This is a genomic window from Bradyrhizobium sp. USDA 10063 (assembly GCF_054063735.1).
On the sequence record NZ_JBSSGP010000002.1, the window covers coordinates 8,841,615 to 8,866,346 of the forward strand.

General features: G+C 63.7%; 21 protein-coding genes. 11 read left to right on the forward strand and 10 right to left on the reverse strand.

Features of this window, described 5'->3' with window-relative positions; all coding sequences use genetic code 11:
* Nucleotides 1-200: 200 nt before the first annotated feature.
* Complete coding sequence (locus tag ACVJGD_RS43260) at nucleotides 201-2,303, forward strand: adenylate/guanylate cyclase domain-containing protein (RefSeq protein WP_456639789.1); 2,103 nt, start codon at nucleotides 201-203, stop codon at nucleotides 2,301-2,303.
* Between the two features lie 82 nt (nucleotides 2,304-2,385).
* Here the strand turns inward: ACVJGD_RS43260 and ACVJGD_RS43265 are convergent, their stop codons facing one another.
* From ACVJGD_RS43265 to ACVJGD_RS43285, 5 genes are all read right to left on the reverse strand, one after another.
* Nucleotides 2,386-3,180 carry an IclR family transcriptional regulator gene (locus ACVJGD_RS43265; protein WP_456639790.1) on the reverse strand — a complete coding sequence of 265 codons (795 nt, stop codon included), beginning with the start codon at nucleotides 3,178-3,180 and terminating at the stop codon, nucleotides 2,386-2,388.
* A 16-nt stretch (nucleotides 3,181-3,196) separates the two neighbouring features.
* Nucleotides 3,197-4,930, reverse strand: coding sequence for an FAD-dependent oxidoreductase (locus ACVJGD_RS43270; RefSeq protein ID WP_456639791.1), 1,734 nt, complete (start codon nucleotides 4,928-4,930; stop codon nucleotides 3,197-3,199).
* A gap of 20 nt (nucleotides 4,931-4,950) precedes the next feature.
* Nucleotides 4,951-6,153, reverse strand: a complete 1,203-nt coding sequence (locus tag ACVJGD_RS43275; RefSeq protein WP_456639792.1) for an ABC transporter substrate-binding protein — start codon at nucleotides 6,151-6,153, stop codon at nucleotides 4,951-4,953.
* 330 nt (nucleotides 6,154-6,483) lie between these two features.
* Nucleotides 6,484-7,902 (reverse strand): cytosine permease, encoded by a 1,419-nt coding sequence (locus tag ACVJGD_RS43280; protein ID WP_456639793.1) that lies wholly within the window; start codon nucleotides 7,900-7,902, stop codon nucleotides 6,484-6,486.
* Between the two features lie 307 nt (nucleotides 7,903-8,209).
* Nucleotides 8,210-8,704, reverse strand: coding sequence for a MarR family winged helix-turn-helix transcriptional regulator (locus ACVJGD_RS43285; RefSeq protein WP_456639794.1), 495 nt, complete (start codon nucleotides 8,702-8,704; stop codon nucleotides 8,210-8,212).
* A gap of 164 nt (nucleotides 8,705-8,868) precedes the next feature.
* On the opposite strand from ACVJGD_RS43285, the gene ACVJGD_RS43290 reads away from it, so the two are divergent.
* From ACVJGD_RS43290 to ACVJGD_RS43335, 10 genes are all read left to right on the forward strand, one after another.
* Nucleotides 8,869-10,146, forward strand: coding sequence for an amidohydrolase/deacetylase family metallohydrolase (locus tag ACVJGD_RS43290; protein ID WP_456639795.1), 1,278 nt, complete (start codon nucleotides 8,869-8,871; stop codon nucleotides 10,144-10,146).
* Between the two features lie 128 nt (nucleotides 10,147-10,274).
* Nucleotides 10,275-12,566, forward strand: a complete 2,292-nt coding sequence (locus tag ACVJGD_RS43295; RefSeq protein ID WP_456640570.1) for a xanthine dehydrogenase family protein molybdopterin-binding subunit — start codon at nucleotides 10,275-10,277, stop codon at nucleotides 12,564-12,566.
* Nucleotides 12,563-13,399 (forward strand): FAD binding domain-containing protein, encoded by an 837-nt coding sequence (locus tag ACVJGD_RS43300; protein WP_456639796.1) that lies wholly within the window; start codon nucleotides 12,563-12,565, stop codon nucleotides 13,397-13,399. The genes ACVJGD_RS43295 and ACVJGD_RS43300 overlap by 4 nt, the downstream gene beginning before the upstream one ends.
* Nucleotides 13,396-14,601 (forward strand): xanthine dehydrogenase family Fe-S subunit, encoded by a 1,206-nt coding sequence (locus tag ACVJGD_RS43305; RefSeq protein ID WP_456639797.1) that lies wholly within the window; start codon nucleotides 13,396-13,398, stop codon nucleotides 14,599-14,601. Before ACVJGD_RS43300 ends, ACVJGD_RS43305 begins: the two co-directional genes overlap by 4 nt.
* 78 nt (nucleotides 14,602-14,679) lie before the next feature.
* Nucleotides 14,680-15,834: an ABC transporter substrate-binding protein gene (locus ACVJGD_RS43310; RefSeq protein ID WP_456639798.1), complete on the forward strand. Its 1,155-nt coding sequence runs from the start codon at nucleotides 14,680-14,682 to the stop codon at nucleotides 15,832-15,834.
* A 233-nt stretch (nucleotides 15,835-16,067) separates the two neighbouring features.
* Entirely contained in the window at nucleotides 16,068-16,940 is an 873-nt protein-coding gene (locus ACVJGD_RS43315; protein ID WP_456639799.1) for a branched-chain amino acid ABC transporter permease, read from the forward strand.
* Nucleotides 16,937-17,983 carry a branched-chain amino acid ABC transporter permease gene (locus ACVJGD_RS43320; protein ID WP_456639800.1) on the forward strand — a complete coding sequence of 349 codons (1,047 nt, stop codon included), beginning with the start codon at nucleotides 16,937-16,939 and terminating at the stop codon, nucleotides 17,981-17,983. The genes ACVJGD_RS43315 and ACVJGD_RS43320 overlap by 4 nt, the downstream gene beginning before the upstream one ends.
* Nucleotides 17,983-18,765 (forward strand): ABC transporter ATP-binding protein, encoded by a 783-nt coding sequence (locus ACVJGD_RS43325; protein WP_456639801.1) that lies wholly within the window; start codon nucleotides 17,983-17,985, stop codon nucleotides 18,763-18,765. The genes ACVJGD_RS43320 and ACVJGD_RS43325 overlap by 1 nt, the downstream gene beginning before the upstream one ends.
* Nucleotides 18,758-19,462 carry an ABC transporter ATP-binding protein gene (locus tag ACVJGD_RS43330; RefSeq protein ID WP_456639802.1) on the forward strand — a complete coding sequence of 235 codons (705 nt, stop codon included), beginning with the start codon at nucleotides 18,758-18,760 and terminating at the stop codon, nucleotides 19,460-19,462. The genes ACVJGD_RS43325 and ACVJGD_RS43330 overlap by 8 nt, the downstream gene beginning before the upstream one ends.
* Nucleotides 19,434-19,811 carry a Rieske (2Fe-2S) protein gene (locus ACVJGD_RS43335; protein ID WP_456639803.1) on the forward strand — a complete coding sequence of 126 codons (378 nt, stop codon included), beginning with the start codon at nucleotides 19,434-19,436 and terminating at the stop codon, nucleotides 19,809-19,811. The genes ACVJGD_RS43330 and ACVJGD_RS43335 overlap by 29 nt, the downstream gene beginning before the upstream one ends.
* An 88-nt stretch (nucleotides 19,812-19,899) precedes the next feature.
* On the opposite strand, the gene ACVJGD_RS43340 is transcribed toward ACVJGD_RS43335, so the two are convergent.
* The 5 genes from ACVJGD_RS43340 to ACVJGD_RS43360 all read right to left on the reverse strand — a co-directional run bounded on the left by ACVJGD_RS43340 (nucleotide 19,900) and on the right by ACVJGD_RS43360 (nucleotide 24,702).
* Nucleotides 19,900-20,685: an ABC transporter ATP-binding protein gene (locus ACVJGD_RS43340; RefSeq protein WP_456639804.1), complete on the reverse strand. Its 786-nt coding sequence runs from the start codon at nucleotides 20,683-20,685 to the stop codon at nucleotides 19,900-19,902.
* Nucleotides 20,682-21,455, reverse strand: coding sequence for an ABC transporter permease (locus ACVJGD_RS43345; RefSeq protein WP_456640571.1), 774 nt, complete (start codon nucleotides 21,453-21,455; stop codon nucleotides 20,682-20,684). Before ACVJGD_RS43345 ends, ACVJGD_RS43340 begins: the two co-directional genes overlap by 4 nt.
* Before the next feature lie 87 nt (nucleotides 21,456-21,542).
* A complete protein-coding gene (locus ACVJGD_RS43350) occupies nucleotides 21,543-22,487 on the reverse strand; it encodes an ABC transporter substrate-binding protein (protein ID WP_456639805.1) in 945 nt (314 codons plus the stop codon).
* Nucleotides 22,488-22,606: 119 nt separating this feature from the next.
* Nucleotides 22,607-23,347 (reverse strand): histidine utilization repressor, encoded by a 741-nt coding sequence (hutC, locus tag ACVJGD_RS43355; RefSeq protein ID WP_456639806.1) that lies wholly within the window; start codon nucleotides 23,345-23,347, stop codon nucleotides 22,607-22,609.
* Nucleotides 23,344-24,702 carry a formimidoylglutamate deiminase gene (locus tag ACVJGD_RS43360; RefSeq protein WP_456639807.1) on the reverse strand — a complete coding sequence of 453 codons (1,359 nt, stop codon included), beginning with the start codon at nucleotides 24,700-24,702 and terminating at the stop codon, nucleotides 23,344-23,346. The genes hutC and ACVJGD_RS43360 overlap by 4 nt, the downstream gene beginning before the upstream one ends.
* Nucleotides 24,703-24,732 lie beyond the last annotated feature (30 nt).

The window sequence follows — 24,732 nt, forward strand, 5'->3', positions numbered from 1 at the left end:
GTGCCGCGCACAATGCGGTGGGCTTGGCGGATTAGCCGGGAAGCGGCGGGGCAAACCCAATGCCTTATCGCTATCGAGACGTTAGCCAGCAGGCATTGGCGGGAGCCTTGGCCTTTTGCGACACGTAACGAACGGAGACGCCGTGCGTAGAACCGTACCAGTCGGCGTCGCTACGCCCCTGCCGCAGCGCGGAAACAGCAATGATCGCGAGTCCACGACAAGGCCCCAAGCCGCTTCGGTCAACCGACAGGTGGTTGACGGTCAGCATTCGCTTGGCTGTCTCGGCGCTGGTCCTGACCGCGATCCTGCTGACCGCCGCTCTGTCCAGCCTGTTGTGGTGGCGCACGGCGGAGGCGACCAGCCGGCAGCTCGCCTCGACCATCAACGAGCAGATCGTGGCCGCCGTCCGCAAGGAGGTATCGGCGATCGTCGATGAGGCGCGCGCGGCTCACACCGCCATTCGCACGCTGTTCCTGCAAAACGTGCTGGACACGCGCGAGGCCGACAAGCGCGAATTCGTCTTCCTGTCGCAACTGCAGTCGCAGGCGACGATCTCCTGGGTCGCCTTCGGCTGGCCCGACGGCGCGTTCTTCGCCGCCCACAAGCTCGGCGACCGTCGCATGGAGATGATGGAGATCTCGCTGACCGATCATCCCGGCCAGCGCCGCGTCGACGAGTATGACGTAGTGCCGGGCGACATCGAATTTGCCAATAGGCGCTTCGAGCCGACCGATTTTCGCGTCGCCGAGCGCACCTGGTTCAAGACTGGCATCAAGGCCGAGGACCCCGAATGGTTCAAGGTGACCGATCATCCGATCGGCGAGCGGCCATCAATCGCCTTTGCCGGCCCGATCGACGTCTATCAGGAGCGGCAGGGCGTCCTTGCGATCATCATCGAATATACGAGGCTTGCGCGCTTCCTCGCCCAACTCGAGGTCGGGCGCACCGGAACGGCCTTTATCTTCGACGGCAGTGGTGAACTCGTTGCCGCGCCGGACAAGGACGCGGATGAACTGCATCCGGCTCATGGCGAAAAGAAGCTGTTGCCGCTCGCCAAAATGGCGCTCGCCAAGGCCGGCGACGAGGGCCGCAAGGATGCCGGGCGGAGCCGGCTTACCTCAGGCGGCGCTGCCTATGAAGTCGCACTCACGCCACTGCCGTTTCCCGGCTGGTCGTTGGCAACCGTCATTCCCGAGGCGGAGTTTCTCGGTCCCGTCGAGACGACGCTGCAACGCTTGATCATTGGCCTTGCCGTCGGCGCGGTGCTCGCCGCGCTGGCCTCGGCGATGCTGGCGCGCTCGGTGATCGCGGCGCCGCTCTCCCGCGTCGTGGGCGAGATCCGTCATGTCGAGACCTTTGCGCTGGAGCGGGTCCGCCGCCACCCGTCACGACTGAAGGAGATCGCGAGCCTGTCCGGCGCGATTGCCGAGATGGCCGCGGGCCTGTCCGCCTTCCGCAAATTCATCCCGGCTGATCTCGTCCGCGCGCTGCTGCGCCAGGGCGTGGAAGCAAGACCTGGCGGCGCCATCCAGGAGCTGAGCGTGATGTTCATCGACATCGCCGGCTTCACGGGTCTCTCCGAACGTATGGGCGATCGCGTCGTGCCGCTCTTGTCGCGCTATCTCGATCTCACCTCGGAAGTCATCGTCGCCAATGGCGGCACCATCGACAAGTTCATTGGCGACGCCGTCATGGCGTTCTGGGGCGCGCCACAGCAGCAGGCGGATCATGCGCTGCTATGTTGCCGCGCTGCGCTTGCTTGCCGCAGGGCGCTCGAGGAGTCGGGCCTCACGGATGATCTCGGCCGCCCCCTCCACATCCGGATCGGCATCAACTCCGGGCGCATGCTGGTCGGCAATATCGGCTCCGAGCTGCGCCTGAACTACACCGTCATCGGCGACGCCGTGAATGTCGCGAGCCGGCTCGAGAGCGTCAACAAGAGCTATGGGACACAAATCCTGATCGGCGAAGAAACCGAACGCCTGGCGCGCGGAGCAATCATCACCCGCGAAATCGACAGCATCGCGGTCTATGGACGGGAGGAGGGGCTTTCCGTTTACGAACTGGTTGATTCTGCGGGGGAACAAGCAAGCCACCGCGCGGCTTGGATAGCAGGCTATGAGCGCGGGCTCGCGAAATATCGAAATCGGGACCTGACGGGAGCCATAGTCGAGTTCGAGACTGTGTTGCGCGACCGGCAGCATGATCAGCCAGCAGAGGTGCTGCTAGAGCGCTGCAGGCAACTGCAACAAAAGGATGTCCCCGGGGATTGGCAGCCGATTGCGGTATTGAAGTCGAAGTAGTGCGTTGGCCAAACAGGGGCTAAGTCCAGGATCGGCGCGGCATCAGAAATTTGCGGGTTGAAGCAGGTGAATCCGCTCCAGTTCACGGGGCTATCTCCGTTATTCCATGTCCGAGCTGTTTCGAGATATCTCTCGCGCAGTCTCGCAGCGCGCCGGCGATTGGGCTGCCCCAGCGCGCATCGAAGGTACCGGCTGGTCCCATGGCCGTGACCACGAGCGCGATCCGCCCGGTGTGGTCAAACACCGGTGCGGCGAAAGCATTGACACCGGGCAGGGGATCACCGATGGCGCGTGCAAGCCCGCGGCTGCGTACCTCCGCCAGCAGTTCGGTGATCTCCGGACTTTTGAGCGCGCGCTTCGGATTGTAGCCAACGCCGAGCCGATCAAGGCCGCTTTCAAGCGCGGCGTTCACGGTTTTTGGTGGGAGAAACCCTGCAAACACTCGGCCCGTGGCGGTTTCGAGCAACGCCATCACGGAGCCGACGCGCATCACAATGTGCACCGGATGGCTCGGTTCCTCGAGCCGCACCACGGTCGGCCCGTGGGTTCCCCAGACCGCAAGCGAGACCGCGTGATCGATGGCGCCAGCGAGCGCCGCGATTTTGGGCGTTGCGATCCGTACCGCCGAGAGCCGGCGCAGGCTGATCAAGCCGAGTTCGAGCGCGAGTGCGCCGATCTCGTATCGCCCTGTGGCTTCGTCCTGCTCGATCAAGCCGATGCGGGAAAAGCTCACGAGATAGGGATGCGCTTTCGCAGGTGCCATGCCGGCTTCGCGCGCGAGATCGCGCAGCATCATCGGCTCGCCACTTCGGGCCAGCGCGCGGAGCAATTCCCCGCCCACTTCGATCGATTGGATGCCGCGGCTTTCTCGGGTCATTTGCCGCTCACGGCATTCATGCCGCGCTCCTTTTCGTGGTGCTCTCGGCAAGATGCCGTCCGGCGATGTAGCCAAAGGTCAGTGCGGGGCCGAGCGTGATACCGGCGCCGGGATAGTTGCCGCCCATGATGCTCGCCATATCATTGCCGGCGGCATAGAGCCCCGGGATGACACGGCCTTCGGCATCCAGCGCACGCGCGTTCGCATCGGTAACGATCCCTGCATAGGTGCCGAGATCGCCGATGACCATTTTGATGGCATAGAACGGTCCGTCCGCGAGGGGCGCGACGCATGGATTGGGTCCGTGCAGCGCGTCGCCCTGATAGCGATTATAAGCGCGCGAGCCCTTGCCGAAGGCGGGGTCGCGTCCCTCGGCCGCTGCGGCGTTGAACTGCGCGACGGTATCCGCGAGACCCTTGGCATCGATCCCGGTCTGCGTTGCAAGTGCCTCCAGCGTCGCGCCGCGCAGCAGATAGCCCGAGCGCAGATGATGGCGCAACGGCATCGGAAATGGCGGCACGCAGCCGAGACCGTATTTGCGCAATGTCTTGTGGTCGCAGATGAGGTACGCGGCAATCTCTTCGTCCGGCTTTGCCGCCTTCATCATGGCCTGCACAAAGTCATGATAGGAATTGCCTTCGTTGGCAAAGCGCTTGCCGTCGCGCATCACGGCGATCACGCCCGGCTTGGCGCGGTCAATGAAATGCGGCATCACCCCGCTCGATCCGTCCTTACGCCGTGTCAGTGAAACCGGCACCCAGGCCGCCGCGTTCGGCAGGCGGTCTTCGATGCGCCCGCCAGCGGCCTCCGCAAGACGCAAGCCATCGCCCGTGTTGCCTGTCGGGCCTGGCGAGAAATGTTCGGCGCCGGTCGGGGCGTGCGGAAACATCGCCTTGCGCCGCGCCACATCGTGAGGAAAGCCGCCACAGGCCAGTACGACGCCGCGCCGTGCGCGGACACGGATATCGCGCCCCTCACGCGTGACCAGCGCGCCGCGCACCGCGCCATTCTCGACATCCAGCTCGCGCACCGGCGTGGACAGCCAGAGCGGAATCTTCAGGTCGAGTGCAGATTTCGCCAGACGTCCGGCCAACGCATTGCCGTTGGTCAATGTCATGCCGCGGCCGTAGCGCATCACATCCCTGAAGTGTCGCGCCAGTCGCTTGGTGACATAGATTGCGGAGGTCAGCGACCGTGTCGCGCGCATGAAATGGATGATTTCCTTGCCAGACCCGAGCATCATGCCGAACACGGTGAGCTCGGGCAGGGGAGCGCCGAGGTTCTTGACGTGTTCGCCAAGTTCGCGCCCGTCGAACGGACGCGTCACCATGGAGCGGCCGCCTTGGGTGCCGCCCGGCGCTTCGGCATGATAGTCGGGAAACACCAGCGGCATATCGAAGCGCAGCGCCGTCTGCGTGGTGAAGAAGTCGACTGCCTCGGGCCCAGCCGCAAGGAAAGCATCGACCCGCTCAGCGTCGAAATTATTGCCCGCCTCATGTCGCAGATAGATGCGCGCGGCCTCCGCCGTCTCGTTGATGCCGTAGGCGTGAGCGAGCGATGTCCCGGGGATCCAGAGCCAGCCGCCGGAGCGTGCAGTGGTGCCGCCGAAGCACGGCTCCTTCTCGACGATCAGCACATCAAGGCCGCGATGATGGGCGGTGATCGCAGCCGCCATGCCGGCACAGCCCGATCCGGCCACCAGCACGTCGCAGTCATAAACCTCGCCCGCGTCAGTTCTGTTCGCGCTCATGTCTGCACCTCAGACGGATCTCAGTTCTTCAGAAGCGGGCACTTCGATTCCGAGACTGGACGGAAGGCATCTTCGCCCTTCACGGTCTTGACGATGTCGAGATAGTCCCATGGTTCCTTTGACTGATCCGGCGACTTCACCTTGGCAAGATACATGTCGCGAATGACGCGCCCGTCCTGACGCAGCTTGCCACCGTGCACGAAAATATCTTCGAGCGGCAATTCGCGCATCTTGGCCATCACCTTGGCGGGATCGTCGGTGCCGGCTGCCTTGATCGCCTTCAGATAGTGCAGGACCGAGCCGTAGACACCGGTGTGGATCATGGTCGGCATCACCTGGGTGCGCGCGTAGAATTTCTTGGACCAGGCGCGGGTCGCCTCATCCATGTTCCAGTACGAGGCCGTCGTCATGTACGTCCCCTGTGCGGATTTCAATCCGATTGCGTGCACGTCAGTGTCGAACATCAGGAGCCCCACGAGCTTCTGGCCGGCTTGCACAAGGCCGAACTCTCCGGACTGCTTGATCGCGTTGTCGGTATCCTGGCCCGCATTGGCGAACGCCACGACGTCGGCCTTCGAGCTCTGCGCCTGCAGCGCGAAAGAGGAGAAGTCGGCGGTGTTGGTCGGATGACGCACGCTGCCCAGCACAGAGCCGCCCATCTCCTTGATGAAGCGCGTCGCATCGGCTTCGAGCTGACGGCCGAAGGCATAATCGGCAGTGACAAAGAACCAGGATTTTCCGCCTTCCTTGATCACGGCGGAAGCCGTGACCTTCGATAGTGCGTAGGTATCGTAGGTAAAATGCACCGTGTTCGGGCTGCACAATTCATCGGTCAGCGAACTTGCGCCAGGGCCGGACAGCAGCGCGATCTTGTTACGCTCCCGCACCATGTTGTGGACCGCGATCGCGATCGCCGAGTTCGGAATGTCGACAACGGCATCGACATTGCCGTTGTCGAACCAACCGCGTACGATCTGCGCGCCTATATCGGTCTTCATCTGGTGATCGGCGCCGATGATCTCGATGGGCTTGCCGAGCACGGTGGGGCCGAATTCTTCCACCGCCATGCGCGCCGCTTCGACCGAGCCTGGGCCGCTATTGTCGCGTCCCCAGCTCGAAAGGTCGGTGAGCACGCCGATCCGCACCACGTCATCCGAAATCTGCGCGCCGGCAGCAGACGTCAACGCGGCCAGGATGGCGCAGGCCAGCATCTGTCTCTTCATGGGCTTCGTTCCCTCGATTGGCCGCTCTGCGTCGGCTCACACAAGCTTTGCTCGAAATTAGGAAATAGCAAATTAGTTTGTCAATAACGAAAATACGCGCGGCAGTACGGGTTCGATGCACCCAGAATAGGATTTGGCTTTAGGAGGGGCGCCCGTTCGGGAACGACACTGAAACCGAAAGGCTCGGGCAGATCGTCAGGTCCGCCCGACAACTTCTCGATTGTCACGCGATCGCCGAAAGCAATCCACAGGACGGACTCCATCCGCCCGTCGCAAAATCCCCAGTGCACGTTGCCCGGGGTCGACGTTACGTGATGATCCGTTATCCTGTCATTGGCTCGTGCTGGGCGCTGCAACGGGCGAGGGCGCGGTCGCGCGCTTGCCGAGTGCCAGATATACCGCAGCCGATACGCCGATGCCGAACAGCCAGCTCAGATCAGCGCCGCCGAGCAGACCGGTCGAGATCGGTCCCTGCAGCGCACTGACGAGGCCGTCTTCCACCGACCAGCCGGCGACGAGACCTGCCAGGAAGGCGATGATCCCGCTCCAATTGATGTCGCCATAGGCGCTGGTCTCCGGCGAACGATAGAGTTCGGCGACATCGATCTGGCCCTTACGCTTGATGTAGAAATCGGCCAGCACGACGCCGGCCCATGGGCTCATCCACAACAACAGGCTGATCATCCAGTTGTCGAATGCCTTTGCAAAGGACGGCGCGAAGATGAAGTACAGCGTGACCAGATAGCCGGCGATGCCGACGACGATCGCGAGCGAGACGCGCGACAGCTTGAGGCCCGCGCTGAGCGCGGCCAGCGCCGCCGAATAGACATTAAGGATATTGGTCGCGATCGGTCCGTGCAGCACCATCAGCAGCACCAGGATGCTGGTCGGACCGCCGAACACCGCGCTGACCATCTTGGCCGGATCGGTATCCAGCGTCGTGCTCGCGATCGTTGCGCCCAGGATGGCGAGCCATACGCTCGGGACGAACATGCCGACATAGCTGTACCAGAACACGGAGCTCGAGGGCACGCTCTTCGGCACGAAGCGCGAATAGTCCGATGCCCAGGTGACCCAGGAGATGCCCCAGCCGACGCCGATCGCCGTCATCAACAATGTCAGCATCGCCAGATGCGCGCCGCCCGAGAGCTCCGTGGTGAGGCCCCAGTTGACGACGCCTGGACGCGACCATGCCAGCACGCTCATCAGGATCATGATCGCGACGGTCGCCGGCACCGTGTATTTCTCAAACGTCCGGATCGCGTAGAAGCCGTACACGCCGATCCCGACCTGCAGAACCATCACCAGCGTGATGACGATGATCTCGACCAGCCAGGTATCGGGAATGCCGAACTGGCTGAGGATGGCGACCGCGATCTTGACAGGGAAGTAGGTGTTCACGCCGATCCAGCACAGTGTCATCAGGAACATCAGGATGCTCGGCAGATAGGCGCCGCGAACGCCGAAGGCCGAGCGGCTCAGCACCATCTGGTTGACGCCGGTCTTGTGCCCCATCACGGTGAAAGATGCGAAGATCGCGCAACCGACAATATTCCCGATCACGATCACCGCGATCGTTTCGAGAAGGCCAAGCTTGAGAATGATGCCGAGCGCGCCGAGCGCCCAGTTGACCGGCGCGATATTGGCGCCTGCCCAGATCCACATCTGCTGCGGTCCGGTGGAGTCCCGGTCGGCGTCGGGAATAGGCTCGATGCTATGAATATCGGCGCGAAGCTCGGAATCCGTCATGACATCCCCCGTTCAATACGAAGCACGCTTCGTAATCGTCGGGTGCAGCAACAATCGTGCCATGGAAGGATGGCGCATCAGCAAAGCGTGCTGCTCCGCATGCCGACGCGGCGGGTGGTTTGAAGAATTGACGCTGTCTTTTCAAGGTCGAGATGGCATCGTTGCCCGTCTGTGTCGACCCGCGCGCCGGTTGTTGCATCGCTTGTCATGCCGATCCGCGCATCGGAAGAACCGGGCGGTCACAGCCAGCGTGCGATCACAGATTGTGCAGCCCGCGCCAAAAAGACAGCCAGCGCCCCCGTTCCATCTAGTCGAATAGGGCAGCAGCGCTGTCGCGATTGGCGTTGCCCGCAACGATGCGTTGCATCATCTCGATGAACAAGAAGCGTTCCTTCTCTGTCAAGCCGCGGAGCGTGGCGCGATGTGCAGCCCGCGCCGATGCTTCGATCCTGGCGAGCAGGGCCGTTCCGGCTGACGTCAACCGGCAGAGCCGGGCGCGCCGGTCCTCCTTGTTGACGGCTCGTTCGACCAGATTACGGGCGGCTAGCCGCTTCAGCGCGCCGGTCGTCGTGGTTCGATCCAGCGCGATATCGGCCGCCAATGTGGTCTGATCGGCGGTTCCTCGCACCGCCAGCGCCGATAGCAGGCTGTATTGCAGCGGCGTTATCTCGAATTCGCCGCACGCTTCCTGGAACAGAGCGACGTGGATTTGATGCAGGCGCCGGATCAGGAACCCCGGCCGCTGTGACAATGGCCATGGGCGATGTCTGGTCTCACCACGGCGCTTCTTCGCTTGCTGCAACGCGCAGTCTCCAGCCTTGGAATGTGGCGCGAGTAGCCCGATTCGAGTGCCAGCGCCATCGCCAGATCATGGCATGAAGCTTGCTTTTTTAAAAATACGAAGCATGCTTCGTATTTCCGCGAGAGCGGGACCAACCCGCCGGCGAGAGCTTAAGGAGAACGTTCATGTCCATCAGCGCCAGCTTCGACCTGCTTTTGCGCGGCGGCCGCGTGATCTGCCCGGCCTCCGGCGTCGACGGCATCCGGGATGTTGCCATCCGCAACGGCAAGATCGCGGCGGTGCAGGCGGATATCCTGCCAACCAGCGCGCGGGAAGTGGTCGACGTCGCCGGCAAGCTGGTGTTGCCGGGACTGATCGATACGCACGCACATGTCTATCAATATGTCACCGGACGGTTCGGTATGAATGCCGACATGGTCGGGGTGCAATCGGGCGTCACGACGCTGGTCGATCAGGGCGGTCCGTCCTGCATGACGCTTCCGGGCTTTCGTCACTTTGTCGCCGAGGCCGCAAAGTCGCGCGTCTATGCGTTCCTGTCGGCCTATCTCGTTGGCGGGCTGGAAGGACATTACTATCCGCAACTCTATAGCCCCGACGGTGTCGATATCGACGCTACGGTGAAAGCGGCCGCAGCCAATCGTGACATCGTTCGCGGCATCAAGGCGCATGCCGAGATCGGCGGCTTCGCGCGCTGGGGCATCCGCGTCATCGAAATGTCGGCCGAAATCGGTCGCCGCGCCGATCTGCCTGTCTATGTCCATTTCGGTCAGCTCTGGGGCCTGCCCGAAAGCGGCGCCAACGGCGAGGATGCCGACACGATCTTGACGCGCGTGATCCCGTTATTGCGCGAGGGAGACATCTTGGCGCACCCGTTCACGCGCCATCCCGGCGGCTTCGTCAACCGCGACGGCGAGGTGCACCCGGTGATCCAGGCAGCCCTCGACCGCGGCCTCAAGGTCGACGTCGGCCACGGCAGCCATTTCTCCTATCGGCTGGCAAAGAAGGCGATTGCGGCCGGCATCGTTCCGACCACGCTGGGCGCTGACATCCATGGCTACAACACCCATGTGCCGGCGCCGGCGGGAACGCCGGACCAGCACGAGGATGACGAAAATCATCCGTTCGCCGGCCAGGCAAAATTCAGCCTGGTGCAGGCGATGAGTTCGATGATGGCGCTCGGCCTCTCGCTTGAGCAGGTGGTGCCGATGGTCACCTCCAATCCGGCCAAGATGCTTGGCCGCGACGAGGAGATCGGCGCGCTCAGGGTTGGCAGGGATGCCGATGTCTCGGTACTCACGGAGCAGACCGGACGTTTCGTGCTTCGCGACAACGAGAAGAATGAAGTCATTGCCGAACGGCTGCTGCAGCCGGCGTTCTGTTTGCGCGCCGGTACGCGTTACGACGCGGTGGCGCCGATCCTGCCGCAAGCGGTTGCGGCGTAGGGAGGCTGTAGCAGTCCGATCGGGGAGACGCCACCGTGCGCAACGAGCGTGACTTTTCCTCCGCACCAGGGGCGGGCGCCGGGCAGGGTGTCGGCGCGCGGCTGCCACGCAAAGAGGACGACCGGCTGATGCGCGGCCGCGGCCAGTTCGTGGCCGACATCCGTCTTGCCGGGCTGCAGGATGTTGCGTTCGTGCGCAGCCCGCTGGCGCATGCGCGCATCAGGGGCATCCACGTGCCTGAGCATTACCGTGGGAGCGTCTTCACGGCGGCCGATCTCGTCGGCGTCAGGCCGATCCGCGCGGTGTCGGCGTTGCCAGGCTTCAAGATTTCCGAGCAGCCGGTGCTCGCTACCGGCAAGGTCCGCCAGGTCGGCGAACTCGTCGCGATGTGCGTAGCGCCGACGCGCGCCGAGGCTGAGGACATCGCGGCTGCCGTGACGCTCGATCTCGAAGAGCTTCCCGCCGTCTACGACATGCTGAAGGCGCGCGAGCCTGGTGCGGCGCTGGTGCACGAGCATTGGGGCGACAACGTCTTCCTCGAAACCAACTACGAGGTCGACATCTCAACAGCGCTGGATGCGCCGATCAAGGTAACGCGCGAGATCTCGACTGCACGGCAATGCATGTCGCCGCTTGAGGGGCGCGGCGTGGTCGCGACCTTCGATCACCGGCTCGATCAGCTCACGCTCTACTCCGCCGCCCAGATGCCGCATGTCACCCGGAGCGGACTTGCCGAATGCCTTGGTATGGACGAAGGGAGAATTCGCCTGATCTCGCCAGATGTCGGTGGCGGTTTCGGCCACAAGGGAATCCTGCTGCCCGAGGAAGTCTGCCTCTCCTGGCTGACGATGCGGAGTGGCCACCCGGTGCGCTGGACGGAGGATCGCCGCGAACATCTGACGGCAAGCTCGAACTGCCGCGAGCATCACTACAAGATCACGGTCTATGCCGATCGCGACGGAAGGCTGCGAGGCATCGATTGCGAGGCGACGGTGGATTCCGGCGCCTATTCCTCCTATCCGTTCTCGGCGTGCCTCGAGGCGGCGCAGGTCGCGAGCATCCTGCCTGGTCCCTATCTGATGCCGGCCTATCGCTGCCGGACGTTCTCGGTCGCCACCAACAAGTGCCCGATCCTGCCTTACCGCGGCGTGGCGCGCACGGGTGTCTGCTTCGCTCTGGAATTGATGCTCGATCTCGTCGCTGCAGAGGCTGGGCTCGAGCCCGGCGAAGTGCGGCTGCGCAATCTGATCCGGCCGGAGCAGATGCCGTTCGATAACATCACCAAGAAGCATTTCGACAGCGGCGATTATCCTGAGGCGATGCGGCGCGCACTCGCCGCGATCGATGTCGATGCGGTGCGCGCGCGCCAGTGCAAGGGAGAGCCGGACGGACGGCGGATCGGCGTCGGCGTCTCCATCTATTGCGAACAGGCGGCGCATGGCACCTCCGTCTATGCCGGCTGGGGCATTCCGATGGTGCCGGGTCACGAGCAGGCATCCGCGCGGCTGACGCCGGACGGTGGCCTCGAGCTGCGCGTCGGTGTGCATTCGCACGGGCAGGGCATGGAGACGACGCTTGCCCAGGTCGCCCACGAGATGCTCGGCGTTGATGTTGCCAACGTCCGCATCATCCTCGGCGACACCGCGATGACGCCCTATTCGACGGGCACCTGGGGCTCGCGTTCGATGGTGATGGCCGGCGGCGCCGTCGCAACCGCGTGCCGAGAACTCGGCGAACGCGCCAGGCGCATCGGCGCCAAGCTGTTGCAGCACGATCCGGCATCGGTGGTGCTGCAGAATGGCGAGGTGCGCGGCGTCAACGGCAGCGTGACGTTGAAGGAAATCGCCTATACCTGGTATCGCCGCCCACAGGATCTGCCGGCCGATGTCGATCCCGGCGGGCTCGAGGTCACCTCCGGCTACAAGCCGCAGCGCGACAGCGGCACCTTCAGCTATGCCGCGCATGCAGCCGTCGTTGCCGTCGATCCCGATGTGGGAGCGATCGAAATCCTCGACTATGTCATCGTCGAGGATGGCGGCGTGCTGGTCAATCCGATGGTCGTGGACGGCCAGATCTATGGCGGCCTCGCGCAGGGCATTGGCACCGCGCTCTATGAGGAGATGCCATTCGATGCATCCGGCCAGCCGCTCGCGACGACGCTCGCCGATTATCTTTTGCCTGGAGCGACCGAGGTGCCCGCGGCGCGCCTCGACCACATGGAAACGCCGTCGCCCTACACGCAGTTCGGCGTCAAAGGCATCGGCGAAGGCGGCGCCATCGCGCCGCCGGCCGCGATCGCCAATGCGATCAACGATGCGCTGAGACCGCTCGGTGTCGAGATGATGCAATCTCCGATCACGCCGCACCGCATCGTCGAGGCCGTCTTGGCCGCTCGCGATGCAGAAAGGACGGCGGCATGAAACCCGCGCCCTTCGGCTATGAGCGTCCACGCGATCTGCCGGCGGCGCTTTCGCTGTTGGCCGAGGCCAATGGGTCGGCGAAGATCATCGCCGGCGGGCAGTCGCTCGGCCCGATGCTCAACCTGCGGCTGGTTCAGCCGGAGCTGGTCGTCGACATCACCGGCCTTGCCGAGCTGAAGCAGGCGGAGCGGCGCGGCGACGAGCTTGTGCTCGGGGCCTGCATCACGCATGCCGACATCGAGGATGGACGAACGCCGGACGTAACGCGTGGCGCCATGCGGAGCATTGCCGCCAACATTGCCTATCGCGCGGTGCGCAATCGCGGCACGATCGGCGGCTCCCTCAGCCATGCCGATCCCGCCGCCGACTGGGTGTCGGCGCTGGCCGCCTTCGGCGCGCGGCTGACGCTGCGCAGCCTCAAAGGTGCGCGCACGGTCGTGATGGAGGATTTCATTCTCGGAGCGCTTGAATCCGTCTTGCGTCCCGGTGAGATCGTCGAGACCATCCATGTCCCGACGCGGTCGGCATCGGCACATTGGGGCTACGTCAAGAGCTGCCGCAAGACCGGGGAGTTCGCGCATGCGCTCGGCGCGGTGATGATCGATCCCAGCGCCGCGACGGCCCGCGTGGTGATGGGCGCGATCGACACCGCGCCGATCGTGATCACCGATGCCGCGGAGCTGTTCGGCGGACGTATTAGCGGCGACTACAAGGAGCGCTTTGACGCGCGGGTTGCCGACGCCCTACTCGCCAAGACCGGCATCAGCAACGCGGCCGACCGGCATATCCATGTGAGCGTGCTCCGGCGCGCGGTCCGCGAGGCGGCCGCATGAACATGATCGCGCTCAACGTCAACCGTCGCGCGGTGCAGGCTGTCGCAGAGCCGCGGACAAGTCTCGCCGACTTCGTCCGCGACAAGCTTGATTTGACCGGCACGCATCTCGGCTGCGAGCATGGCGTCTGCGGCGCCTGCACGGTGCTGCTCGACGGCGTGCCCGCGCGCTCGTGCATTACCTATGCCGTGGCTTGCGAGGGCGCCGATGTCACCACGATCGAGGGCCTCGACGAGGACGACATCACGACCGAGCTTCGTGCCGCCTTCACCCGCGAGCACGCCCTGCAGTGCGGCTATTGCACGCCGGGCATGCTGGTCTCCGCGCGCGACCTCGTCCTACGTCTGTCCGCCGCCGACGAGCGCCAGATCCGCGTCGGCCTGAGCGGCAATCTCTGCCGCTGCACCGGCTATGTCGGCATCGTACGGGCGGTGCAGTCCGTGATCGAGGCACGGCGTGCCCGCGACATCGCGCCCGAGCCTGACGGTGGGCGAAAGATCCTGGGTCCGGCCGGCTCCGGGCGAAGCGAACGAGGGGACGCGATCCAGGTGCCGCGGCCAATCCAGGCCGACCACGCCTATGCATCTGAGACGGCGGCAGCGCCGGCCGAGATTCCTGACTTCACGCCGGCCAACAGACTGGAGAGGGACTTCACGCTTCCGCACCGGCCAAAGGATGTCTTTGCGATGTTCGGTGACATCGCCGCCGTTGCGGCCTGCTTGCCAGGCGCGTCGTTGACCGCAGCGCCGAGCCCGGAGCGGATCGAGGGCGCCATCCGCGTTAAGCTTGGTCCGATCGCCGCGACTTTCCTGGGTACGGCCCGCGTCGAGCGCGATCCCAGGAATCTTTCCGGCCGCATCATCGGTATCGGCAACGACCGGCGCAGCCGGTCGGCGACCCAGGGCGAGATCCGCTACCAGTTGGCGCCGATCGAGGAGGGCGCTGCGACGCGCGTCGACCTCTCGATCGGATACACGCTGACGGGAGTGCTGGCGCAGGTCGGACGGCCGGGACTGGTGCGCGATCTCGCCGAGCGGCTGATCGCGGAATTTGCCGCCAATCTCGATCGCCGCATGTCGGGGACGTCGTCAGATGAGAAGGCGCCGACCGAGCTGCAGGGATTGTCGGTGCTGTCAGGAGTTTTGCGCGCGCGCATCGCGCGCTGGTTTGCTCGCTTCGTCAAACGAGACGGAGCGGCGTGATGTTTTCGGCGTCTCCCCGTGTCGCGGGGCGGCGAGATTGGGACTGCGCGGAGATCAACAGAGGAATTGGAGAGCCAGATGATGAGGACTTTGAGGATTGTTCCGGCAATTGCGCTGGCGGGCGTTTTGCTCGGCGGCGGAGCAGAGGCACAAACCATCAAGATCGGCGTGAACGAACCGCTCACCGGCGCGTTCGCCGCATCGGGCACCTATGTCGTCAACGGCGCCAAGATCGCCGCCGACGAGATCAACGCCAAGGGCGGCATTCTCGGCAAGAAGATCGAGCTTGTCATTGAGGACAACAAGAGCAATCCGACCGAAGCGGCCGCCGTCGCCGAGAAGCTGATCACCAGCGACAGGGTGCCGGTGCTGATGGGCGCGTGGGGCTCGAGCCTGACGCTCGCGGTGATGCCGAAACTGATCGAGTACGAAACGCCTATGGTCGTCGAGACGTCGTCGTCCGGCAAGATCACCACCACCGGCAATCCCTTCATCTTCCGCATCTCGCCGCCGTCGTCGGTCGAGGCCGCCGCTTTCAAGGGGATCGTCGACAAGCTCGCGCTGAAGAAGGTCGATTTCCTCGTCATCAATAACGACTGGGGCCGCGGCACGGCGGAAGATTTCAGCAAGATGATGAAGGAGAAGGGGATCGGCATCGGCCTGGTCGAGACCATGGACCAGGGCGCGCAGGACATGAGCGCGCAGCTCTCCAAGATCAAGGGCTCGGACTCCGAGACCGTCATCGTCACGACGGCGGTCGACCAGCTCACCTTGATCTTCAAGCAGGCGGCAGCGCTGGGCCTGAAGAAGCGCATCATCACCACCGGCGGCTCGCAGAATCCGGATCAGATCATCGCGCAGGCGGGCGCCGCGGCCAACGGCACCATGCACCTGACGACCTTCCTGCCCTGGTTCCCCGAGAAGACGCCGAATCCGGAAGCGACCAACTATTTCGTGTCGGAATGGAAGAAGCGCGGCTTCGACTTCGCAGGCTGCACCGAGAGTTTCCGCGGCTATGACGGCATCCGAACCGCGGCGGCAGCGATCGAGAAGGCCGGCAAGGCGGAGCCCGCGGCGATCAAGGCGGCGCTGTGGGACATCAAGGTGAAGGGCCTGAACGGCGACATCGTATTCCGCAAGTCCGGCCCGGAAGGCAAGGAGAGCGGCCAGAGCCAGCCGAACGTCTACCTGATCGAAATTAACGACGGCAAGGTCGACATGAAGACGCTGTGATCTCGCGTGACCGATCGGCAAGATGAGGTCAGATCGAACTGCGGCAACGACGGCGCTTTACCCCCTCTCCCGCTTGCGGGGGAGGGCCGGGGTGGGGGTCTCTCCGCGAGTCATCGCCTGGAGAGAGCCCTCACCCGGCGCTACGCGCCGACCTCTCCCGCAAGCGGGAGAGGTGAAACTCGCGGACCGGCCGGTTCGACCAACTAGCATTGTACCGTAAGCACGGAGTCGCCTTGAGCGAATTTCTGCAACATCTGATCAACATGCTCGTCCTCGGCGGCACCTATGCGCTGCTCGGGATTGGGCTGACCCTCATCTTCGGCATCATGAACGTGGTGAATTTCACCCATGGCGTGCTCTACACGTTCGGCGCCTACATCATGTTCATCGTCGTGCAGCAGCTCGGACTGAACTTCTTCCTCGCGCTGCCTGTCGCCGTCGTCGCGGGCTGGCTCCTGGGTGCCGCGATTGAACTGACCTTGCTGCGGCCCCTGCGCGGCTCCGATATCGACACCACGATGCTGGTGATGATCGGCGCCTGGATTGCGATGCAGTCGGCCACGTTGTGGATCTGGGGCGGGGTCGCGAAATCGGTCGCGACGCCGTTTCCGGAGGCGCCCCTTGTCCTTGGTCCCGTCTCGGTTTCCTGGCTGCGGCTGTTCGTTTTGGCTGCCGCGGGGCTTTTGATCCTCGTGACGTATCTCCTCATCAACCGCACCAAGCTCGGCTGCGCGATGCGGGCGACGTTCCAGGACCAGGACACTGCGTCACTGATGGGGGTCAACGTTGATCTCATCTATACCTCGACCTTCGCGATCGGTTCTAGCCTGGCCGCCGCGGCCGGCGCACTGCTCGGGCCGGTCTATGTGATCTTTCCGCAGATGGGCGATCTTGCCGCCGTCAAGGCGTTCGCGATCGTGATCCTCGGCGGCCTCGGCAACATCACCGGTGCGGTCATCGGCGGCTTCATCCTGGCGTTGGCCGAGGAACTCGGCGCCGGCTATATCTCGTCGGGATACCGGGATGCGATGGGCTTCCTGATCATCATCGCGGTGCTGATCTTCAAGCCGACTGGCCTGTTCGCGCGCTCGGAGCGCGTCGGATGAGGGCGATCGTCACCATCCTTACGCTCGCGGCTTTCGCATCCGTGCCGCTCTGGCTGCGCGATCCCTATCTCCTGAACGCGTTGATCACGACCGGCATCTTCATCATCGGGGCGATGAGCCTCAACCTTCTGCTCGGCTTCACCGGCCAGCTCAGCCTCGGTCACATCGCCTTTTTCGGCATCGGCGCCTATGCCAGCGCGCTGACTTCGCTCGGCTTCGATATCGGCCTGCCCGGCGGCTTGCGCCTGGTTCACGAACCATGGCCGCCCATTGTGGGATTTGCGCTGGCAATCGTCATCACGGGCTTGTGCGGCTATTTCGTCGGGCTGCTTTCGTTCCGCGTTCGCGGCGCCTATTTCGTGATCGTCACGATCTCCTTTGCCGAGGTCGTTCGCCTCGTGGCGCTGAACTGGGTCGAGCTGACGCAGGGGCCGCTGGCACTCAACAACATCCCGTCGATTGCGATCGGCCTGCCGGGTCTTGGTGAACTGACGCTGCGCACCAAGCTGCAGAACTACTATCTGGTGCTTGCGGTTGCGGGGGTCGCCTATCTCCTGATCTCGCGGCTCGTGCATTCCCATTTCGGCCGCGCCATGCGCGGGCTGATGGAAAACGAGACGCTGGCGGTGTCTGTTGGCATCGACGTGACCAGGACGCTCACGCTCGCCGCCGTCATTTCGGCCGCCATCGCCGGCGCAGCGGGCAGCCTCTACGCGCACTACATCCGGATCATCGATCCCGAAGTGTTCGCGTTCATCAACACGGTGACGATGGTGATCATGGTCATCAGCGGCGGCAAGGGCTCGCTGGCTGGACCGATTGTCGGCGGCCTGATCTTCGGATTGCTGCCGGTCGTGCTACGCCCGATCATGGCGCCGGAAGCGCAATGGATCGCCTATGGCGGCGTGCTGATTGTGATCCTCTTCGTCCTGCCGCGTGGCATCGTGCCTTCGCTAGCGCAGCGGTTCGCGAAGCGGAAGAGCAAGGCAGCGGCAAAGGTTGCTCCGGTTGCCTTCTCCGAACGTGCCAAGGAGCCCGCGTGATGACCGCGCGTGCAACCGCTCTGGAGGTCGACCAGGTTGCCGTTCGCTTCGGCGGGCTCGTCGCGCTCTCGGATATGAACTTCACGGTAGGTGAGGGCGAGATCGTCAGCCTGATCGGGCCGAACGGCGCCGGCAAGACCACCGCGTTCAACGTCATGACCGGCTTCCTGGACCCGGCCCAGGGTAAAGTGAGCTATCGCGGAACCACGCTCAACGGATTGAAGCCGCACCAGATCGCCGATCTCGGATTGATCCGGACGTTCCAGCGGACCAGTGTTTTCCCGAATGACACAGTCTACGACAATCTCCTGATCGGGCTGCACCGCCAGGGCCGGACCGGTCTATTCGAAGCGATACTTGGCCTGCCGCGTGCACGCGCGTCAGAGCGCCGGCTGCGCGAACGCGCGGCCGAACTCATCGAATGGGTCGGTCTTGAACGTCGCGCCCATGATCCCGCAGGCTCGCTGTCCTATGGCGAGCAGCGCCTCGTCGGTGTGGCGCTCGCGCTGGCCGCGGAGCCATCGATGCTGCTGCTCGACGAACCGGTTTCCGGCATGAATGCGTCGGAGACCCATAGGTTCGTCGAACTCATCCGCAACATCCGTGATCGCGGCATCACCATCCTTCTGGTCGAACATGACATGCCGATGGTGATGAGCGTCTCGGATCGGATCGTGGTGCTGAACTACGGGAGGATCATTGCAGAGGGACCACCGGACACGATCCGGAATGATCCTGATGTCATCGAGGCCTATCTCGGGCAGGGAGCGGCGCGTGCTTGAGATCCACGATATCGTCTGCGGCTATGGCGGTGTCACCGCGCTGCGCGGGATTTCGCTGCAGGTGAAGGCCGGGCAGCTTGTCGCCCTGATCGGCGCCAATGGCGCCGGCAAGAGCACGACGCTGCGCGCGATCTCCGGGCTGGTGCCGCCGCGTTCCGGACAGATGTTCTTTGACGGCAAGGATATCACCGCGGCGCGACCGCCGCGCGTGCTGGCGAGCGGAATCGCGCATTGCCCGGAGGGAAGGCGCGTGTTCCCGCACATGACTGTTGAGGAAAATCTCGACATGGGCGCCTATCTGCGCAGCGACGCGAGCGGGATCGCCGCAGACCGCGACCGCATCTTCACCGAATTTCCACGCCTTGCGGAGCGGCGGCGGCAGGCGGCCGGCACCTTGTCCGGCGGCGAGCAACAGATGCTGGCGATCGGCAGGGCGCTAATGTCGCGGCCTCGGCTCATTATGTTTGACGAGCCGTCGCTCGGGCTCGCGCCGAATATTGTCGAGCGGACATTCGCGATCATCCGCGGGATCCGCGATGCAGGCACGACCGTGCTGTTGGTGGAGCAAAACGCCTTTGCTGCGCTGGAGATGTGCGATCACGCTTACCTCATCGAAAGCGGCCGCATCGTTCTGTCTGGCGCCGGCGCGGAGCTGATCGCGAACGAGCATGTCCGGAAGGCCTATCTCGGTGGCTGATCCGCCGCTGTCGGTTGGTTCACGGTGGACGGCGATCTGTCCTGTGAGCCGGTTGATCGAAAAGACCGTCGTCTGCGCCAGCATCGGCGGGAACGACCTGATCCTGATCTGGGACGGTGGCCGCGCGATTGCCTGCGAGCGGGCCTGTCCGCACGAACAGGCCGATCTCAGTCGTGGACGGCTGTCCAACGGACGGCTGCTTTGTCCCCGTCACGCAGCGTCGTTCGATCTCGACGACGGCAACATCACCGCCGGGTGGCCAAGCCGGCCGTTGCGGATGTACGCGGTCCGGATCGCTGAGGAACAGGTGTGGATCGACGCCAAGGCTGTCACGTCGGCTGGCAGTTAGATCAGCTCGCCCAGCCGACGCGTCTGGCGTCGAGACTTACTGGAGAGCTACTGCCGTTGTCATAGGCTGGATTTTCGCCGCACGTTTGTCAGGCATCAGCCGCGACCTTCAAGGCCTCGGTGCGTATCTCTTCCACAAGCCGTTCCTTCAGCCTGATGAATTCGGACGTGGTTTTGATCTTGTAGGAACGCGGATGGGGCAGGTCGACCGCAATCTCGGCCTTGATGCGGCCGGGGCGCGCGCTCATCACGATGACTCGACTGCCCAGAAAGATCGCCTCTTCGATATCGTGGGTGACAAACAGCACGGTCTTCTGGTCGCGTTCCCAAATCCCAAGCAGCATCTCCTGCATGAGCGCGCGGGTCTGGTTGTCCAGAGCGCCGAACGGCTCATCCAGCAACAGGATCTTCGGATCGTTGGCAAGGGCACGCGCGATCGCTGTGCGCTGTTGCATGCCGCCGGAGAGCTGCTTCGGCCAATGATTCTCAAAGCCAGACAATCCGACTCGGTGGATGAACCCGTCCGCGATCTTGTGGCGATCCGCTTGAGCGATTCCGCGCTCGCGCAGGCCGAACGCGATGTTCTCCCGCACCGTCAGCCAGGGAAACAGCGTGTAGGACTGAAACACCATGCCGCGATCGGCGCCAGGCCCGATGACCTCGCAACCGTCGAGCATGACGCGTCCGCTGGTCGGCCGATCGAGCCCGGCGATGATACGAAGCAGGGTGGACTTTCCGCAGCCCGAGGGGCCAAGGATGGTGACAAAATCATTGTCGCCGACGTTGAGATCGGTCGGTTCGAGGGCCCGCGTCGGCGCATGGCCCGGCCGCGCGGGAAAGGTGCGGGAAACCTGGTCGATCTTCAGCGCCGTCATGCCAATTTCCAGGGAAACAGCCATGCGTTGAAGGCCTTGAACAGGAAGTCGGAGATCAGGCCGATGAGCCCGATAACGATGATGCCGAAGATGATCTGGCCGGTGTTGAGCAAGGCCTGGCTGTCAGTAATCATGTGGCCGATCCCCGACGACGACCCGATCAGTTCGGCGACGATGACATAGGTCCATGCCCATCCGAGAACCAGCCGAAGAATTTCTGCGATCTCGGGCGCGGAGGAGGGCAGCAGCACGCGACGGATGATGCCGCCGTCGCCGGCTCCCAGCGTGTACGCCGCTTCGACCAGATCGCGCCTCGTGCTGCCCACGGTCACGGCGACCATCAGGATGATCTGGAAGACCGCTCCGATGAAAATCACCATGAGTTTCTGCAGTTCGCCGATACCGGCCCAAAGGATCAGAAGCGGAATGAAGGCGGAGGCAGGCAGATAACGCGCGAACGAAACGAATGGTTCGAGGAAGGCTTCGATCGGCTTGTAAGCGCCCATGAGAACGCCAAGCGGCACCGCAACGAGAGCCGCCAGCACGAAGCCGCCGACGACGCGCCAGATCGTCATGCCGATATCGAACAGGAAGCCATGCCTGGTCAGCAGCTCGAAGCCTTCCTGCACCATGGTCATCGGGTTGGCGAGAAATGTCTTCGACACATAGCCGCCGAAGGTCGCCCAGGCCCATACGGCAACGAACAGCACGAAGAACGCAAGGCCATAGACCACGCGTTGCTTCGAAGTTACGGGACTTAAGGGACGCATCACGTCTGTGCTTCCAAGCGGCGCGTCGACCCGCGCCGATCCTGCTTCACAAGCTGAGAAGCGGAGCCGGCGCGGCGCGCAGCAGCCTTACTTGATGAAACTTGCGTCAAAGAGATCTTCGATCTTCGGGGCAGACTTGATGATGCCGATCTCCAGCAGCAGATCTGCCGCCTCCTTGTTGAAGGTCAGGAACTCGCCCGTGAAGAATTTCTGGTTCGCGGCTTTGTCCTGCCAGCGCAGATATTTCGCCGAGTTGCCGAATTGCTCGCCGGATTGTTTCACGTCGGCTCCCATGATCTCGTAGGCCTTCGCCTGATCTTTTGCGATCATGTCGAGGGCTTCGAAATAACTGTTGGCTAGCGCCTGCGCGGCTTTCGGATTGTCGGTCAGGAATTTCGGTGTGCAGCCGAACGTATCCATCACCATCGGGTAGTCGAGGGTGGTGGCGATGATCTTGCCCTTGTCCGGCGCAGCACGCACCGTCGAGAGGTAGGGTTCGTAGGTCATTGCCGCGTCGTTCTGTCCCGACACGAACGCTTGCGCAGCCGCGGCCGGCTCCAGGTTTACGACCGTCACGTCCTTGACCGAGAGGCCGTTCTTCCGAAGCATCCAGGCCAGTGCGAAGTAGGGTGAGGTGCCGGGCGCGGACGCCGCGATCGTCTTGCCTTTCAGATCCTTGACCGAGGCGATCTCGTTCCGCACCGCCATGCCGTCGGCGCCGAAGCTCTTGTCGAGCTGAAAGATCTGCTTGGTCAATACGCCGTTCGCATTCCACGAGATCCAGGTCTCGACGGTGGTCGCCGCACATTGAATGTCCCCGGAAGCGATGGCGAGATGCCGATCCTTCTGCGGGATTTTCCTCAGCGTCACATCGAGTCCGTTTTTCTTGAAGATGCCGGCCTGGTTCGCAAGCGTGAGCGGCGCAAAGCCTGTCCATCCCGAGAGGCCGATGCCGACCTTCACATCGTCGGCAACTGCCGGCGCGGACATCAGCAAGGCAAAAATTGCCGTGAATGCTTTAAAACTACGCATGATGCTCTTCCCTCCTACCGAAACTATGGATTACGTCCCATTGGTTCCTTCCGCGACGAACCCCTGCACCAGTCATGCTTACGCCGCGTTGCATGAATTGTGCCGTGCCAGCCATTCCTTCAGCCGCCATTGAAACGGGCTACCAGCCGGTGCGAATCCCCTGGATAGAGCAGGCGCACGGAGGTGACCGTCCGTGCGCTACGCCATGTGTACCGATCGATCACCAAGCACGGTGCGCCGATCGCAATATCCAGTTCGGCCGCAGTGCGCTCGTCGGCCACCACGGCGCTGATGGTGTGCTCGGCTTCTGTCCAGGGAACATGGTGCAACAGCCATGACCCGGGTGGCTCGGTTGTAAAGTCCGCCGCGGCAGCTTCCGGTACCGTGTCGAGATCGATCAGCCTGTCTTCGATGGCGAACGGCACATTATCGGCGCTGTGACGGCATGCGATTGCGATCACCTTGCCGGCCTTACGGACACCAAGACGTGCGCGATCGGCAGGGTTCGCGACACGACGCGAGCAATGGATGAGCTGATAGGCATAGCTGCGGCCAAGCGCGATGATCTCCGCGCGAATGTCGACTATCTTGAGCACCGCCGACAGATGCTGCGGACGACGTACGAATGTACCGGCCCGCCGCCGTCGCTCGATCAGGTCGGCTTGCGCCAGCTCCGACAGCGCCTTGTTCACGGTCATTCGCGAGCAGCGATAGCGCTCCATCAGCTCGTGCTCGAAGGGAATGCGATGACCCGGAGGCCATTCGCCGGTCAGGATCCGCCGTTCTATATCGTGTCGGATCTGCTTATAGAGCGTCCGCTTGTCCGCGGCCTGAAGCTCGTTGTGGGCGGGGAGGCTCATGCCAGGAGCCTCCGAACGGTCGCATTGAACTCTGCGCGCGCTCGCTCGCGGAGCCGATGACGTCCGCCCTCGACGACCTTGTTTCCCCCTGCCCAGACACAATCGATGGCTTCCCCGCCCGTCGCAAAAATCCAGCCGTCGAGGATGGCATCGCCGCGGCGTCCGGCCAGCGACGGATGCATGATATCGAGGGTCACGATGTCGGCGCGTGCGCTTTGCTCCATTCCCGCCCCGGTCTGCGCCAGCGCCTGTGCACCGCCCGCGAGCGCGCTGTCGAACAACGCACGGCCGGTCGAGCTGCCTGGTCCGCCGGACAGCACGTTGCGTTCGCGGTGCTTCAGGCGCTGACCATATTCAAGCTGGCGCAGTTCATCGGCAACACCGACCAGGACGTTGGAATCGGTGCCGACGCCGAAGCGGCCCCCGGCATCAGCAAACTCGCGTGCCGGGAAAATGCCGTCGCCGAGACTCGCTTCGGTAACCGGACAGAGGCCGGCGACCGCGCCGGCGCTCGCAAGCGAGGCGACTTCCGTCGGCGTTGTATGGGTCGCATGGATCAGGCACCAGCGCTGATCGACGGGCGCATGGTCAAGCAGCCACTCGACCGGCCGCTGGCCCGACCAGGCAGCACAATCCTCGACCTCCCTGACTTGCTCGGCGGCATGGATATGGATCGGCTCGCCTTGGGCCATCGGCACGATCGCAGATAGTTCGTTTGGCGTCACGGCACGCAGGCTGTGCGGGGCAATGCCGACATTGGCTCCGCGTAGAGGCCGGACGATCTTGCGCGTGGCGTCAATCAGCGCGGCAAACTGGTCGATCGAACAGATGAAACGGCGCTGGCCTGCATGCGGCGCGGTGCCACCAAAGGAGCTGTGCGCGTAGAAACTCGGCAGCAGTGTGAGGCCGATGCCTGCGCTCTCGGCGGCCTGTGCAATCCGTGTCGCCATCTCGGCGGGGTTGGCGTAGGGCGTGCCGTCACGATCGTGATGCAGATAGTGGAACTCGCCAACCCGCGTATAGCCCCGCTCGAGCATCTCGACATAAAGCAGGGTCGCAACGCTCTCGACGTCGTCCGGAGTCATCTCCAGCGCAAAGCGATACATCGTCTCGCGCCATGTCCAGAACGTATCCGCTGTGTTGCCGCGCGTCTCGGCAAGGCCCGCCATGGCGCGCTGGAACGCGTGACTGTGCAGGCTCGCTATCCCCGGAATGGCCAATTGATGCCGCTCATCCCGCGCTTCCGGCGCTACGCCGACCGTGACCTTGGCGATGATCCCATCCGTGATGACCACCTGCACGTCATCGGCCCAGCCCGACGGCAGCAGCGCGGATGCGAAATGCAGATGTGTCATGTTTCCTGCCGGCTGGACAGAACGCCGACA

Bases quoted from the DNA above. Each gene is read 5' to 3' on its own strand.
- ACVJGD_RS43260 (WP_456639789.1), top strand. From the start codon at position 201: ATGATCGCGAGTCCACGACAAGGCCCCAAGCCGCTTCGGTCAACCGAC.
- ACVJGD_RS43265 (WP_456639790.1), bottom strand. From the start codon at position 3,180: ATGACCCGAGAAAGCCGCGGCATCCAATCGATCGAAGTGGGCGGGGAA.
- ACVJGD_RS43270 (WP_456639791.1), bottom strand. From the start codon at position 4,930: ATGAGCGCGAACAGAACTGACGCGGGCGAGGTTTATGACTGCGACGTG.
- ACVJGD_RS43275 (WP_456639792.1), bottom strand. From the start codon at position 6,153: ATGAAGAGACAGATGCTGGCCTGCGCCATCCTGGCCGCGTTGACGTCT.
- ACVJGD_RS43280 (WP_456639793.1), bottom strand. From the start codon at position 7,902: ATGACGGATTCCGAGCTTCGCGCCGATATTCATAGCATCGAGCCTATT.
- ACVJGD_RS43290 (WP_456639795.1), top strand. From the start codon at position 8,869: ATGTCCATCAGCGCCAGCTTCGACCTGCTTTTGCGCGGCGGCCGCGTG.
- ACVJGD_RS43295 (WP_456640570.1), top strand. From the start codon at position 10,275: ATGCGCGGCCGCGGCCAGTTCGTGGCCGACATCCGTCTTGCCGGGCTG.
- ACVJGD_RS43300 (WP_456639796.1), top strand. From the start codon at position 12,563: ATGAAACCCGCGCCCTTCGGCTATGAGCGTCCACGCGATCTGCCGGCG.
- ACVJGD_RS43305 (WP_456639797.1), top strand. From the start codon at position 13,396: ATGAACATGATCGCGCTCAACGTCAACCGTCGCGCGGTGCAGGCTGTC.
- ACVJGD_RS43310 (WP_456639798.1), top strand. From the start codon at position 14,680: ATGATGAGGACTTTGAGGATTGTTCCGGCAATTGCGCTGGCGGGCGTT.
- ACVJGD_RS43320 (WP_456639800.1), top strand. From the start codon at position 16,937: ATGAGGGCGATCGTCACCATCCTTACGCTCGCGGCTTTCGCATCCGTG.
- ACVJGD_RS43325 (WP_456639801.1), top strand. From the start codon at position 17,983: ATGACCGCGCGTGCAACCGCTCTGGAGGTCGACCAGGTTGCCGTTCGC.
- ACVJGD_RS43335 (WP_456639803.1), top strand. From the start codon at position 19,434: ATGTCCGGAAGGCCTATCTCGGTGGCTGATCCGCCGCTGTCGGTTGGT.
- ACVJGD_RS43340 (WP_456639804.1), bottom strand. From the start codon at position 20,685: ATGACGGCGCTGAAGATCGACCAGGTTTCCCGCACCTTTCCCGCGCGG.
- ACVJGD_RS43345 (WP_456640571.1), bottom strand. From the start codon at position 21,455: ATGCGTCCCTTAAGTCCCGTAACTTCGAAGCAACGCGTGGTCTATGGC.
- ACVJGD_RS43350 (WP_456639805.1), bottom strand. From the start codon at position 22,487: ATGCGTAGTTTTAAAGCATTCACGGCAATTTTTGCCTTGCTGATGTCC.
- hutC (WP_456639806.1), bottom strand. From the start codon at position 23,347: ATGAGCCTCCCCGCCCACAACGAGCTTCAGGCCGCGGACAAGCGGACG.
- ACVJGD_RS43360 (WP_456639807.1), bottom strand. From the start codon at position 24,702: ATGACACATCTGCATTTCGCATCCGCGCTGCTGCCGTCGGGCTGGGCC.